This window comes from Prevotella sp. oral taxon 376 (assembly GCF_003043945.1).
In the GTDB taxonomy this organism is placed as follows: Bacteria; Bacteroidota; Bacteroidia; order Bacteroidales; family Bacteroidaceae; genus Prevotella.
In genome coordinates this window covers 1,094,224-1,108,591 of the sequence record NZ_PYXG01000001.1, presented here as the reverse complement: position 1 = coordinate 1,108,591, position 14,368 = coordinate 1,094,224, and the positions used below count along the sequence as shown (strand labels likewise).

Annotated in this window: 8 protein-coding genes; 7 read left to right on the top strand and 1 reads right to left on the bottom strand. The window is 50.3% G+C overall.

Annotated features, from left to right (window positions below; genetic code table 11):
* Nucleotides 1-75: 75 nt before the first annotated feature.
* Both C7120_RS04780 and C7120_RS04775 read left to right on the top strand, forming a co-directional pair.
* Complete coding sequence (locus tag C7120_RS04780; RefSeq protein WP_107620580.1) at nucleotides 76-2,562, top strand: zinc-dependent metalloprotease; 2,487 nt, start codon at nucleotides 76-78, stop codon at nucleotides 2,560-2,562.
* Between the two features lie 16 nt (nucleotides 2,563-2,578).
* Nucleotides 2,579-5,032 (top strand): zinc-dependent metalloprotease, encoded by a 2,454-nt coding sequence (locus C7120_RS04775; protein ID WP_107620579.1) that lies wholly within the window; start codon nucleotides 2,579-2,581, stop codon nucleotides 5,030-5,032.
* 79 nt (nucleotides 5,033-5,111) lie between these two features.
* Here C7120_RS04775 and C7120_RS04770 read toward each other — a convergent pair whose 3' ends face one another.
* The gene (locus C7120_RS04770; RefSeq protein WP_107620578.1) at nucleotides 5,112-6,113 is read right to left on the bottom strand and encodes a LuxR C-terminal-related transcriptional regulator; all 1,002 of its coding nucleotides are present in this window, start codon (nucleotides 6,111-6,113) and stop codon (nucleotides 5,112-5,114) included.
* A 542-nt stretch (nucleotides 6,114-6,655) separates the two neighbouring features.
* Here C7120_RS04770 and C7120_RS04765 point away from each other — a divergent pair.
* The 5 genes from C7120_RS04765 (at nucleotide 6,656) to C7120_RS04740 (ending at nucleotide 14,299) form a co-directional block, all read left to right on the top strand.
* Complete coding sequence (locus C7120_RS04765; RefSeq protein WP_107620577.1) at nucleotides 6,656-8,395, top strand: helix-turn-helix domain-containing protein; 1,740 nt, start codon at nucleotides 6,656-6,658, stop codon at nucleotides 8,393-8,395.
* A gap of 46 nt (nucleotides 8,396-8,441) precedes the next feature.
* Nucleotides 8,442-8,789 (top strand): hypothetical protein, encoded by a 348-nt coding sequence (locus tag C7120_RS04760; RefSeq protein WP_233247024.1) that lies wholly within the window; start codon nucleotides 8,442-8,444, stop codon nucleotides 8,787-8,789.
* 708 nt (nucleotides 8,790-9,497) lie between these two features.
* Nucleotides 9,498-10,313, top strand: a complete 816-nt coding sequence (locus tag C7120_RS04750) for a DUF6261 family protein (RefSeq protein WP_233247023.1) — start codon at nucleotides 9,498-9,500, stop codon at nucleotides 10,311-10,313.
* A gap of 30 nt (nucleotides 10,314-10,343) precedes the next feature.
* The gene (locus C7120_RS04745) at nucleotides 10,344-14,003 is read left to right on the top strand and encodes a peptidase M26 (RefSeq protein ID WP_107620574.1); all 3,660 of its coding nucleotides are present in this window, start codon (nucleotides 10,344-10,346) and stop codon (nucleotides 14,001-14,003) included.
* Nucleotides 14,004-14,089: 86 nt separating this feature from the next.
* The gene (locus C7120_RS04740) at nucleotides 14,090-14,299 is read left to right on the top strand and encodes a toxin PIN (protein ID WP_107620573.1); all 210 of its coding nucleotides are present in this window, start codon (nucleotides 14,090-14,092) and stop codon (nucleotides 14,297-14,299) included.
* The last annotated feature ends 69 nt before the right edge of the window (nucleotides 14,300-14,368 follow it).

The following is a 14,368-nucleotide window of genomic DNA, read 5'->3' as shown; positions in this document are numbered from 1 at the left end:
GCAAGAAACAAAAAACAAAATAATAAGTAAGTAATGAATAGACATTTTTTAGCTGGTACTGCTACTCTCTTGGCAATGCTTTTCTGCGTCCCCACCGAAACGAATGCAATTAATGTGCCTTTTTGGAAGAAAAAAAAGAAAGCTGAGACAACGGAAGCTAAGAAGTCAGATTACGACAAGTTGTTCACCAAAAAGCACGAGACTGCCGAAGGGCTCTTTACTCTTCATCGGATAGAGGGTAAACTCTATTTCGAAATGCCTATCAAGTTAATGGGACACGACATGCTTATTGGTTCTACCGTCACCAATATTTCTGACAACGGAAACGCTATTGTCGGATCTAAACCACAAGCTCCGTTACATGTACAGTTTACCATGGACAAGACACATGTACAGCTACGCTTAGTCAATTATGACTACATCGCCACGGAATCGGCAATTGATCAAGCACTGAAAAAGAACAATATTGGCATGATATTGGAAAACAAGAAAATCGAGGCATGGAATAAAGATTCCACTGCTGTAGTTTTTGACATGACTTCTTTCTTCGTCAGTGATAATAAGAAAATGTCCCCATTCGACAATAACTCCCAATATACATCTAAATACAAACGGACCGAAAGTTACAAGGAAAACCTCTCATACCTTGCACAAATAAAAGCTTTCACGGATAATGTGATGATTAAGAGCATTCTCTCTTATACCTTCACTCTCACCACTGGTCAAGGAAAAGAAATAGCCAAGGATCAGCCTTTTACTGCGGAAATGACCCGGTCAATTATGTTGCTCAAGGAGAAACCTTATCGTCCGCGCATGGCTGACTACCGTATCAACTATTTCTATACCCGAAGGGACCAACTTGGACCGTCTTCAGCAACGACATTGCCAGTCTACTATACCAATCGTTGGGATTTGCAACCTAAAGATACAATTGCGTGGCAACACGGAGAACTCGTAGAAGTCAACAAACCGATCGTTTTCTATATAGACAACACCTTCCCTGGACAATGGCGCCCTTATATCAAGCAGGCAGTCAATATGTGGAGTGAAGTTTTCGAACAGGAATGCCGTTTGAAAGGCGCTATCGTTGCAAAAGACTTTCCCACGAAAGAAGAAGACCCAGATTTCGATCCGGATAATATCAAGTACAACTGTGTTCGCTATGCACCTATCAATGTTCAGAATGCAATGGGACCGTCATGGGTTGACCCCCGAAGTGGCGAGATTCTCATGGCGTCCGTATATGTTTATCATGATTTTATTAAGCTCATCAGCAATTGGTTATTTGTGCAGACTGCCGCAGCTGATCCCCTGGTCCGAACGACCAACATCCCTGAAACCGTTTTGGGCGATGCCATCCGCTATGTCATCGGACATGAGGTAGGACACTGCTTGGGACTCATGCATAATTGGGGAGCCTCTCATAATTTCCCTGTAGAAAAGCTTCGTGATCCGGAATTCACCCAGAAATATGGAACTACGCCCAGCATCATGGACTATGCGCGCTTCAATTATATCGCCCAACCAGGCGATAAAGAGCGTGGCGTAAAACTAACTCCGCCCCGTTTTGGCGTTTACGATCATTTCTCGATAAAATGGGGATATATGCCTATATTTGGAAAAACGGATAAAGAAGAGGCAGAATACATGTCCCAATGGATCACCGATTCCTTGAAAGCAAATCCTTGGTATCGCTATGGCAAACAACAGTTCAGCCCCCCATTCACAGATCCTCGCAATCAAATGGAAGATTTGGGGGATGATGCTGTAGCCGCTACAAAATATGGCATCAAAAATCTGAAATATATTGTTGCCCACATGGACGAATGGCTCAGTAAGGAAGATATCACAATGGAAAAGCGAAACGAATTGCTTTCTGCCATTGTCAATCAAGTAGGGCTCTATACCATCCATGTCGCAAGCAATGTCAGTGGCTATTATGCAAATGAAGTAAAAGAAGGAGACGGGCAACAGCGTTTCATTCCATTGAATAAATCCAAACAGAAGGAAGCCTTAAGCTATCTCTTCACCATATACAATGACCTAAATTGGTTAGATAATAAGACCTTGCTTCGCAAGCTTACGCTATCGGGATCTCCTGAGGCAACCATCCGCCCCTATATTGCCAATCAGATTATTACTGCCCCTCTCATCATTACAATAACAAGTGATCTCGACAAAAATACCCTGCAATACGATGAGGCTATGAATATGGTATATCATTTTGTATGGGGCCCAACCATCAAGGGACAATCCCTGAATGAAGGGCAGATTGAATTGGAAAAAACATTCCTATACAACATGATGACTAACAGCGGCTTCAAAGTTCCCCAATCTGACAAATCCGTTGCTGCTCTCAACATCGATAACGATCCCATCTCCGGATTTGGATTCGGTAACCGCGATATGTTCGCCAAATCCGTACGGCTTACCCAGGCCGACCTCTACCCATATGTTCTTAAGGCTCAAGCTTTGATGAAATCACGCTTGGCTTCTTCTAAAGGTAAGACACATGCACATTACGCATTCCTTCTGAAGGTTTTAGAACAAAATATAAAATAAAGCGGAGGAACAGGAGATGAAAAAAATCATTTACATACTCATCGTATTATCGACATTCAGCTTCAATGCCTATAGTGCAAAGAAAGAAAAGAAAAAAACTACGAAAATAGAAAAAGTAAAGGCTGACCGCACATATCCCAAGCTCTTTAAAGATGCATCAAAATTAACATCAGCCAAATCATTCGATCTGTCTCTGTATCTCTACAACGATAAAATCTATTTGGAGATTCCCCGTCGTAACTTCGGCCGTGAGTTTCTGCTAACGACAAGCATCACTCAAGCTACGGACCTTGCGCTTTACGGAATCATGGCCAATCAGCCGAAATGTATTATCATCGATCGGCAGGACTCATTGGTTTATTTCAAGAAACCACATGCCATTTATGCTGTCAATCAGGAAGATACTGCCAGGGCGAAAGCGATGGATCTGTCTAAAATGGACGCTATCTGTAATTCTTTCCGTATTGCAGCATATAATGTAGACAGTTCGCGCGTCGTCATCGATCTTACCAATTATCTGAAGACGAACAATACGGATCTTTTCAACCTCAAAGGCAAAGCCTATGAAGAGGGGATAACAATTCAGTCATCTACCCCCAAGGGAGAAGAGTTCATTGAAGGCATCAATGCCTATCAGAACTGCGTCTGTGTCAACAAATCGATATCGCTTGAACTTGCTCTTGGAAGCATGATTGGTATTTTGGCCAACAAGCCTGTTACCTCATTGTCCATTCAGATGATGATCAGCGTCCTACCAGAAAGGCTATTGATGATGCAGACCAAAGAGGCAGACCCACATATCGGGAGCGGATTCGTAAAATATACAGACTATCGCAAACTGACTGACACGAAACAGGGATACTATGCCACACGCCGCAGGTTTTATCCAGGAAACAAGATTGTTTTCCATGTAGATACGCTCATCAGTGATTCTTGGCGTAAGTCCATAGACGAGGCCGCCGAGCGTTGGAACGATGAATTTGAAAAACTAAACTTAGGGCGCCCACTGACATTACAGCCTTTTTCGAAAGATTCGACCTTTAGTTCCAACGACCCGATGGTCAACACGATTCTTTTCGCAAACAACTTGAGTCGATATGTAACATCACGCAACATCACGGATCCAAGGACCGGTGAAATCTTCAGTACGAAAATTTCCGTACCCCGAGACTTGGCCGCCAATGTTAGGAGAAATGGCATCAGCCTGATGGCCGAAGTTGACGACCGATACAGAACTTATTATCTACCGGACGATTTACTCTGTGAGATCCTGAAAGCATACATGCTGAAAGCCTTTGGAATCAGCTTAGGCCTTACGCGGAACTTAGCAGGTTCACATGCTTATTCCCCACAGCAATTGCGCTCTCCTGAATTTACTCAACAGAACGGGATTACCGCATCGGTGATGGATAACATTATTTATAATTATGTTGCAATGCCGGGAGATAAAGAAAGGGGAGTAGTCCTCACACTGAATAAGCCGGGGAAAGCTGATGCCTTCGTCCTTCGCTACCTTTATGGAAACGATTCACGAAGAGGTATGGAACAGCTAATTGCCCTGCATGCCAACGATCCCGAATATCTTTACGGAAAACCTAACATGCGTTACAGCATGGATCCACGCAGTTTATCCAATGATCTGGGAAATGATCCTATCGAAGCAACGAAATCAAAAATCCATCACCTGAAGTATTTAGTACAGCATGCTCCATCTTGGTTTAATATGAGTGAACTGCCACCGTCGTTTGAGCTGTTCCCCGAAATGTCTATACTGGAACTCGCCAATTCTATTTATACGCTGATGTATCACATCGGTGGTGTCTATCAGAACGAGCCTGTGAAAGGCAGAAACAATTCCCTCACGGTATCCGTACCTAAAACACTCCAACGCCAATGCACCGATGCCTTGTTTGAAATTTTAGGAGACATCACTTGGTATGATTCCAACCCCGAGTTCGCAAGAATGGGAGGCGCCAACAGCAATGTCAACTATTTCTATCAGGTACAAGGATACATCATCCGGAGCATCTTCCCGCGGCTGAAGTTCATGGATCTGAGTATCGACCATTCCGATGACCCTTACACACAAAAAGATTTCTTGACGGATATCGAGCGCCATGTCTTCAACGCCGTCAGGTTGAATAAGACGCCGCAGCACACAGACATTATCAAAATGGGAATATATGTGGGCAATTTAATTGGATATTCCCCCACCATGACAGCCATAGCTAAAAACAAGCAGGGAGAGGCGAAGGCACTCATCGGCGAGGATGTTATGTCTGTATCCGGAGTAGGGCCTACGACCAATATCCACTTCTTCCATCAGACAGATTTAGAACCCATTCTCTATGAAAAACTGATCGATGCGCATGCTTTGCTGCTCAAGGCGAAAAGTCTTTGCGGGAATCCTAACGATGCGGCAAAGATCCAATACCTTCTTTTAACCGTCAATAGAGTATTAAAGAAATGATAGATTGTGCCCCCTGCTACGGCAGCGGCAAGGGATATACGGTAAGATACTAAAGTGAACGAAGACCTCTCCGCCTAGGTTACTGTCTCTCCACCAGCAGTACCACGAGGTGTTGCTTGAGGTCTTCCTTCTGCGGCACGTTGAGCTTCCTGCGGATGTGGTTGCGCGTTACATCGATGTTGTTCTCTGTTTTGTCGAGCAGTAGGCTGATTTCGCTCCGCTTCTTCCCAGCGAGGATGAGGCGGCACACATCCGTTTCCGATTTCGTGAGACAGGGGAAGATCTGGGCGAGGTCGCAGTCATCCATCAAGTGTTTTTTCAGATGCAGGCGCACGGCGTTGACGAGGTTGCGTTGCGATTTCGGCTTGAGCATGGAAAACAGGCGGTCGGTGTCCTCGGGCGACGGGTGGTCGTTGCTGCTCATGCGCAGATAGGCCTCTATCTCCCGTTTGTTCAGCCTGACGGCGTGCATCAATGCCGTCTCACGGTGGTGCAGGTCGGTATTCTCCTTCGACACGCTCATCACATTGTGCTGTAACAGTTCGCCCAGTACACAGAGGAAAAACTGCACGAAGAGGAAGAAGCCAAACAGCTGCCAAAGCGCGGGCTCGTGAAGATAAGAGGCTACACAACCGTAGCTGGTCACGCTGATGAAGGAGACGATGAAGGGGGTGAACCGGACAAAGCTCATCACAAGGAAGAAGATCGCCAGCAGCGATGTTATCTGATTGATAAGGATGAGTTGCAGAAAATGGTCGGGCCGCACCGTGGCGAAATAAAAGAAACGCACGGCGATGGTGCACTGTGCCACGAGCGCCACGAGCGAGAAAGCCTTGGAAAGCGTCAGCCGCCGCGTAAGATAGAGCGACAACGAAAAGAGACACGTCGCCAGATGGATGCCGCTCATCGACCGTGGCAACGCTTCCTGCGAACCTCCAAGCCCCATGAACTGCAAGGAGATGACGGTAACAACGAGTACGGAGTGGAGCAAATATACAATGACGCGGTGCCGCCCGATGGTGTTTTCGGCGCGCGACTGCAAGAAGGCCGAAACTTTTTCAGTGAGAGAATGAATGATCATTGTTGTCGTTTTACTTTTTATAACGACTGCAAAGATATGTTTTTATTCTCTTTTCTCCAACCTTTTTATTAAGTATTTTTAAGGGGATATTAAGGTTTTTAGGGTGCGATGATACCTTTAAAATAGCCTTTTTACTAAAAATTCTCAAATTCACAACTCGCTTTTTGTTATTTTTGTATGGTCTTTTGCTGTTCTCGCAGAAATATTCCTTGCAGAATAGCCTGGAAGAGAACCGTCTCCTGCATGCGAAACTCAACCGGCAGGAATGTGAAATAAGAACATAGAAATATTTTTAATTCATAATGAGCGAAAAGAGTTATTCATAAAGAAAATGAGATTATGGCAAATGAAAAACAACAGGCATCATTCAGAGAATCAGGCTCAGCACCTACCTCTTCGTCCTGATACTGGTGGTACGGCAGGGATAGAAAACAGCTCAAGCAGAGCAGTCGTTGCTACTACCTGCGGGATATACTTTAGGGGGAGGAAGGACAAGAAACCTGTTATGTCTATGAAGCTGTAAAACTGAATATATATCGGAAATGAAAAATTTTATCACACTGCTGTTTGTCATTACACTCTCCGCAGGAGAAATGTATGCCGCCACTCCGGCAGACTCCATCCGCAAAGAGATGAAGCACCTCAAAGGAGAAAAACTTTTGCAGGCCTACCATAATCTTTGCCGGTTGGCAGCTGCCGAAGATAATATGGGCTATGAATTACGCTGCATCCGTGAATATCTTGCCGAATCCTTACGCCAAAAAGACAAGGAGGCGGAAGCCCAGGCGCGCGTCACCCAGCTGTATTGCTATTACAACTACGAGATGACCGACAGCATTAGCTACTATTTGCCCGAAGTCCTCAGTGCTATGAAAAAGAACGGCACATGGGATTATTACTACAATGCGTGGAACGTGCTCATTGAGAGTTATCTCTACGAAGACAAGGTGCAGACCGCATTGCTGGAAGCGCAAAAGATGTATGCCGATGCGCGAAAAAGAAAGAGCAACTATGGATTAGGCACTTCCACCTACGGCATGGCATGCATCTATCAGACGATGGGGCGTTTCCGCGAAGCCGAGAAAACCATCGAGGAGAGCATCACCGCCCTTTCCAAGGCCGATGAAATCTCTCAATTGCTCTCTGCCTATAATGTCTTGGGCGAAACGCTCGACGGACTGCGGAAATATGAAAAGCTAAGGGCGAAATGCGCAGAATGGAAAGCGGTCATCGACAAATACAAGAAGGAAGCCCTACAGAAAGGCTACACCCCCTCGCTCAACGGGCGTTACCTCTACTGCACGCTGGCCACTGCCGTCGCTGAACTGGAAACGGGGCATTACGACCGCGCCAAGGATTTGCTGCAGCTCGCCGATAAATATGCCGAAGGGCGTAAAGCCGTCGCCCGATTCAAGCTTCTGCAAGTGAAAGCCCGCTACTATGTAGCCACAAAACAGTACGACCGGGCGATTGCCTGCAACAACGAGAACATGGACATCATGACTGCCGCCGGCGACTCCGTCAGCTTGCTCACCGTGCAAATGCAGCAAGCCGACCTCTACACGCAAGCCGGGCGATACAAGGAAGCCGCAGAATTGTACAGCCTCGTCATCCCACATAAAGACAAACTGCGCAACACCGAGCTTGCCAAGCAGCTCGACGAACTGCGCACCATCTTTGAGGTTGACAAGCTCACACTACGGAACGAGGTCATCACAACACGGCTCTATCTCTCACTCATCATCGTGGTATTGCTGCTTGCCACCGTCGTACTTTACATCATCTACACCCGCCGCTTGCGCCGCAAAAACAGGGCTTTGTACGACTCCATTCTATTATACCGCAAGGCAGAAAGCGACATCGAGACCACCGCAAGGCTCGTTCCCGAGGAAGAACTCGACCGTGAGGGGAAAATCTATCGCCGGTTGTGCGAGCTGATGCAGAAAGAGAAAATCTATAAAGAAACGGAGTTAAACCGCGATATTCTCTCAAAGCGGATTGGAACAAATGCCGTCTATATCACCAATGCCGTGCGCAAGTATGCCGATGGAGCCACGGTCAACGAATTTATCAACGGCTACCGGCTGCGGCACGCGGCTTCGCTGCTCACCAACAATCCCGACTTGAACATCAATGAGGTGGAATATAGGTCAGGATTCAATTCCCGGGCCACATTTAACCGTTGTTTCCGGACTTTCTTCGGGATGTCGCCTTCAGAATACAAAGCTGTTTCCAAAGAAAAAAAGAAAACGCAAAAGGGCTCATCCGAAGAGAGGGCATAGGTGTTCCGGACATTTATAAATCGTCAATTCTTAGTGAATTACAAATATGATACAAGTTTTTGCAAATATGAAACGCCCTGTTGGGCTTCGTAGAATAATTTTGCAACAGAATCAACAAACAGCAAAGATGAAAAAGAACTGTTGGGTATATATCTTAAGAAATGAAACCGGAGAAATCATCATCGGCTTTTCAGTCGATATGGATGAAAAGTTCACCGAAATCGCCACGCGAAAGGAAAAGCTGTATTATCTCCGTCCGTTTGAAAAACCGTTCGACGGCTTGGCACACAAACATCTTTTGGATTCTCTTTCCAAAGATACGATCAACTTTCTCGTGCAACGTAATCGGGAACAGACAGAAATCTACAAGGAAGTTTTCCTAAAAACGCTGTAACTATACCCCCGATAACCAAAAGAATATTTATTTTCAATCTTAATTTAATAATGATAAAAATTGGAGAATTTGGAAAGATTTGGAGGATTTATTCGCCTGACGGCTCATCAACTCGTCTCGGCGAAGCCGACTGTAGGAGTGTGCCTCACGGCACAGAAATCTTACAAATCTGGACAAATAGAACAAATAGAACAAATAGATAATGATAAAAAATATTTGGAAGATTTGGAAAGATTTGTGGAATTTCTCGGCGAAGCCGACTGTAGGAGTGTGCCTCACAATAGTCATCCGAACCCCACGCTAACGGGCGGGCCGCCCGATAATACGCAACTATATGTATAATAAGATGAAAAACGACAAACGACGGCAGCCTTGCCGAGGTTCGGAAAACGCCAAGGCAAACGACGGCAGCCTTGCCGAGGTTCGGAAAACGCCAAGGCAAACGCCGACAGCCTTGCCGAGGTTCGGCAAACGTCAAGACAAACGCCGACAGCCTTGCCGGAGTTCGGCAAACGTCAAGACATAACGGATGTTAAATGCCGGGGTTCGGAAAATGTCAAGGCATAACGGATGTTAAATGCCGAGGTTCGGCAAACGTCAAGGCAAACGACGGCAGACTTTCCGAAGCTCGGCAAACGCCCCGGCAAACGAGGAGACAAAAAACAAGAAATCATTTTTAATCATTTAATCAAAAAAAAAGAATTTATTATGGCAAACGAAAGCAAAGTGGCTCAGGTTGGCACCATTGACTTGCACAGCCTGACCAACGACGCTCACTTCATCTATATGAAGGACGTGGAGAATGTGATAGAAGAAGACGAGGGGGCAAAAACCGTGGCGAGAATACAAACCGCCGTGAAAGCCCTCAAGGAAGCCGTGAAGGAGGAAGACGAACGCCTCATCCTCTCCAAGAAAAGTCAATACACCGAACAGATTGCCGCCAAGGACCGCGAGCGCGACTCCATTTTCCGAGGCTACCGTACCGCCGTGAAGGGAATGCTGCGCATGCCCGTGGCAGAAATGGCCAAGGCGGCTGCCGACCTATGGCAGCACCTGAAGGACTACAACATCGACCCCGATATGCAGCTCGAGCGCGAAACCTCGCGGATGATGAACCTCGTGGCCGACCTCGACTACAAGTTGGCCCCACAGGTGCAGCTGCTTGGTCTGAAACCCTACGTCGACGCCCTCAGGGCAGCCAACGACACGGTGGAAGAACTGCTCGCCACCCGCACCGACGATCGCTCGCAGCAGATAGCCGGCGCGCTGCGCAAGGCACGCTTGGCAAGCGACGAGGCCTATCTGGACACCGTGCGCCTGATCAACGCCATGGCCGTGGTGGGCACCGAGAAGAGCCTCACGCCGCTCATCAACTACCTCAACGCCAACATCAAGCGCTACAAGGAGCAGGTGATGACGCGCGGCAAGAAAAAGGACGACGACCGACCCGAGAAGTACGGTGGCGACAACACGACGACCGCCCGCACGGCCGACACGCTTACGGCAGCGGACGAGAATTCATAAAACAAAACTTTTACCAAAATAATAAGCAAAATGAAAACAAAAAATTTAATCGAGAGGCTCAGCCTCTTCTTGCTTGCCCTCGTGCTGACGATGCCGACGTGGGCGCAGGGCGGCTCCGGAAACGAGAGCGAGACCATTACGATTGCCTCGAAAGAAGACTGGAAAACGTTTTGCAATCGGGTGAACAGCGGACAGACCACCCTCAACGCCAAGCTGACAAAGGACGTGGACCTCGGCGAGGAGATCGTGATGGTGGGCAAATATGAAAAAATGTATTCCGGCACGTTCGACGGACAGGGACATACGCTGAAGTTCAACTGGAATCGCAGCGACAAGGGCAACCTCGCCCCCTTCTGGTGTGTGAAGGACGCCACCATCCGCAACCTGCGCACCCAAGGGAAGATCACGACGAAGGGTTTCGGCTTGTCCGGATTGATTCGTGAGGCCAATGGCACCACCACCATCACGGGCTGCGCCAGCGACGTGGAGATCACGGGGGGCCGTTTGGGGGAGGCATCCCAAGCGGCGGGCATGGTTCTCGTTGTAGCCAGAGGTGCCTCGGTTCAAATCACCGACTGCCTCGTCAAAGGCAGCATCACCGACAATGCGTGGGAAAGCCAGAGAGGAATGGCCGGCTTTGTCTATTGGGCTGAGGGCAGCTGCACCATGACCCGCTGCCTCTACGTCGGCAAGAACAACTCCACCGGCGATCCCAACAGCAACACCTTCGCCAAGGGCAACGGCACCGGCACCACCCTCACCGACTGCTACTACCTCAACGCCTGCGGCGAAGCACAGGGCACGCAGGTGAGCGAAGCGCAGGTGAAGTACGGCGCTTTGGCCTACAAGCTGCAAGCCGGCCGCACCGACAACATCTGGGGGCAGTCGATCCTCACCGACAACGAGCCGCTGCCCACGGCCCTCGCAAGCAAGCACGTGTACAAGGTAGACTTCACCTACAACGGCAACACGGTTTCGCGCTACACCAACTACAACGGCAACATCGTCGGCGGTATGCCCACGGCCAAGGAGCTGGTGGGCGCTGACTTCGACGAAACGAAAACCTACACGATGATCTTCGACGGCGGCTTCGAGGTCTTCACGCTCGTAACGGCCGACATAACCGTGCCCGTGCAGATCACCGCCCATGTCAACGATGTCGCCATCTCGACGGCCGCTGACTGGAAAGCGTTCTGCCAGCGCGTGAACGGCGGAGAGCACAACCTCAACGGCAGACTGACGCAGGACATCGACCTCGGCACCGAGATCGTGCAGGTGGGCAGATATTTACATCCGTATGTCGGCACGTTCGACGGACAGAACCACACGCTCACGATCAACTGGCAGGGCGAAGCGGGAGCTACTCCCTTCCTTAACGTGGAGAATGGCGCCGTCATCAAGAACCTGCGCATAAAAGGAAAAATCACGGTGGATGAAAGCAATACGGCCGGATTGGCTTATGCAGTCTATGGCAACGTTACCATTTCCAACTGCATCACCGACGTCGACATCACGGGAGGCCACAGCGGAGAGCCGTCCAACGCGGGGGGCCTGATTAGCGGCGTAGGCAGTGCCCACCTCACCATTACCGACTGCGTGGTCATGGGCAGCATCACCGACCGGTCGGAGGAAAGCGTGCGACAATTGGCCGGCTTCATCTATACCGATTGGGCCGACTGCACGATGACCAACTGCCTCTACCTCGGCACGAACAACGCCTCCGACAACGGAAAATGCCACACCTTCTTACGCAAGGGCGGCACCTTCGAAAACTGCTACTACCTCAACGCCAGCGGCACGCTGCAGGGCGAGCAGGTAACGGCCGAGCAGCTCAAGAGCGGCGAGGTGGCCTACAAGCTGCAAGCCGGTCGCACCGACCAAGTGTGGGGACAGACGCTCGGCACCGACACCGTTCCACTGCTCACCAACGACGCCACAAAACAGGTGTACGGGGTGAAGTTCACCTACAACGGCAATGAGATGGCCTCGCGCTACGCCAACAACGCCCAGCCCGTCTTCGGCGGTCTGCCCACGGCCAAGGACATCCTCGGCACGGGCTATAACCCGCAGAACACGTACACGATGATCTTCGACGGCGGCAACTTCACCGCCGAAACGCTCGTAACGGAAGACAAGACCGTGCCCGTGAGCATGACCGTGGGCGGCACCTTCGAAATCGCCACCAAGGACGACTGGAAAGTGTTCTGCGCCCTCGTGGCCGGCGGACAGACCGGCATCAACGCCAAGATGACCGCCGATGTCGACCTCGGCACGGACATCGCGATGGTGGGAACTACCAATAACCTTTATGGCGGCACGTTCGACGGGCAGAACCACACGCTCACCGTCAACTGGGATGCCGGCTCGGCCAACGACGTCGCCCCCTTCAGAAGAGTGAGCGGCGCCACGATCAAAAACCTGCGCACCGAAGGAGCCATCCGGTCGGACAGCTACTATCTGGGCGGACTGATTGACGAAGCGATCGGCGAAAACACCGTCACGGGCTGCGTGAGCAATGTGAACCTTACGACCAGCTATGACTATTCCTCATGCGACGCGGCGGGCCTGATTTGCTATATATACACCACTGGCCGCGTTACCATCAGCGACTGCCTCGTCAAGGGCTCGATCAACGCCACCGGCAAGAAAGGCAGGAGAGGCATGGGCGGATTTGTATATGTTCAGAACGGCACCCTCGTGATGAACAACTGCCTCTACGCCGGCACGAACAACGCCAGCGGAGGCTACACCTTTGCCTCGGACTCTGACGACGAGGCCACCACCACCCTCAACAACTGCTACTACCTCAACACCTGCGGCAAGGCACAAGGCACGAAGATAACCGCCGAGCAGCTCAAGAGCGGCGAGGTGACAAAGAAGTTGCAGGCCGACCGCACCGACAAGTGCTACTGGGCACAGCAGTTGGGTGAAATGCCCGACTTCTACAACGCAGCCGACAAGAGCAAGGCGAACTACGTGTACTACGACGCGGCAAAGAAAGGCTGGGTGTGCGACGACTTCCGCCTCACCGACGGACAGTCTCTGCCCATCGGGCTCGACTTCACCGCCACGAAGGCTACCTACGACCGCACCCTCGCCGCCGGCAAGGCCACGCTCTGCCTGCCCTACGAGCTGCCCGTGCAGGGCTTCAGGGCCTACACCCTTGCCGACAGACAGGAAAGCCGCACCGCGGTGCACTTCAAGGAGGTGAACGGCACGCTCGGGGCCTACAGGCCCTACCTGCTCGTGGCCGACGCCCCCGCACGGCTCGACGGCGAGAACCTGCAGGTGAAGGCCGACCGTAGCAGCATCGTCCTCTATTCCGGCGAATACGCCTTCAGTGGTGCGGTGCAAGAGGTGGTGAACAGGTGGCTAGCTTCCGATCACGCCTACATCCTGCAGGACGATGGTATGTTCCACAAGGTAACGACGGAGTATCCCGAAGCCACCGTTCCTGCTTATCGCGCCTATATCACTTGTCCGAAGACGTTAGGCGCCAAGCAGCTCTCTGTTGTCCTCGACGGCGAGACCACCGGCATCGGCGACGTGACGAACGAGGCGACCGACGGAAAGAACGGTCCGGTATATGACCTGCAAGGCCGCCGCGTGGCCGACCGCTTAGACGACGCACGCCACCAGCTGCCCGCAGGCATCTACATCGTAGGAGGACGGAAGGTCATCGTGAAATAATGTCTCTCTTCTTATCGGGGAGAGCGTCCACCAAGAAGCGACGCGCTCCCCGATAGCACATAACTAATAAATTATAAACAAAAAATATGAAAAAGTATATTAAACCGACCATGAAGGCCAAGCCTCTTGAAATGGAAAACTGCATCCTCGCCGGCTCCACCAGCGTGGGCATCGGCGAGGGTCCCGCAACGGGACCAGCACTGTCGAAAGGTAATAACTTCTTTGGCGACGACGACGAGGAGGAAGTAAGCGAGAGCAACCGCGGCTATGCTCCGTATTCGGTATGGGGCGAGTAACGTTCCCGCCCGCTTTCATCGGGGGCGCGTCCGCCAATCAGGGCGCGCGCCCCGATAAACCATCATTTG

What these genes read in the sequence shown, in the direction of transcription:
- C7120_RS04765 (WP_107620577.1), top strand. Translation starts at nt 6,656, where the DNA reads ATGAAAAATTTTATCACACTGCTGTTTGTCATTACACTCTCCGCAGGA.
- C7120_RS04780 (WP_107620580.1), top strand. Translation starts at nt 76, where the DNA reads ATGCTTTTCTGCGTCCCCACCGAAACGAATGCAATTAATGTGCCTTTT.
- C7120_RS04745 (WP_107620574.1), top strand. Translation starts at nt 10,344, where the DNA reads ATGAAAACAAAAAATTTAATCGAGAGGCTCAGCCTCTTCTTGCTTGCC.
- C7120_RS04775 (WP_107620579.1), top strand. Translation starts at nt 2,579, where the DNA reads ATGAAAAAAATCATTTACATACTCATCGTATTATCGACATTCAGCTTC.
- C7120_RS04760 (WP_233247024.1), top strand. Translation starts at nt 8,442, where the DNA reads ATGATACAAGTTTTTGCAAATATGAAACGCCCTGTTGGGCTTCGTAGA.
- C7120_RS04750 (WP_233247023.1), top strand. Translation starts at nt 9,498, where the DNA reads ATGGCAAACGAAAGCAAAGTGGCTCAGGTTGGCACCATTGACTTGCAC.
- C7120_RS04770 (WP_107620578.1), bottom strand. Translation starts at nt 6,113, where the DNA reads ATGATCATTCATTCTCTCACTGAAAAAGTTTCGGCCTTCTTGCAGTCG.
- C7120_RS04740 (WP_107620573.1), top strand. Translation starts at nt 14,090, where the DNA reads ATGAAAAAGTATATTAAACCGACCATGAAGGCCAAGCCTCTTGAAATG.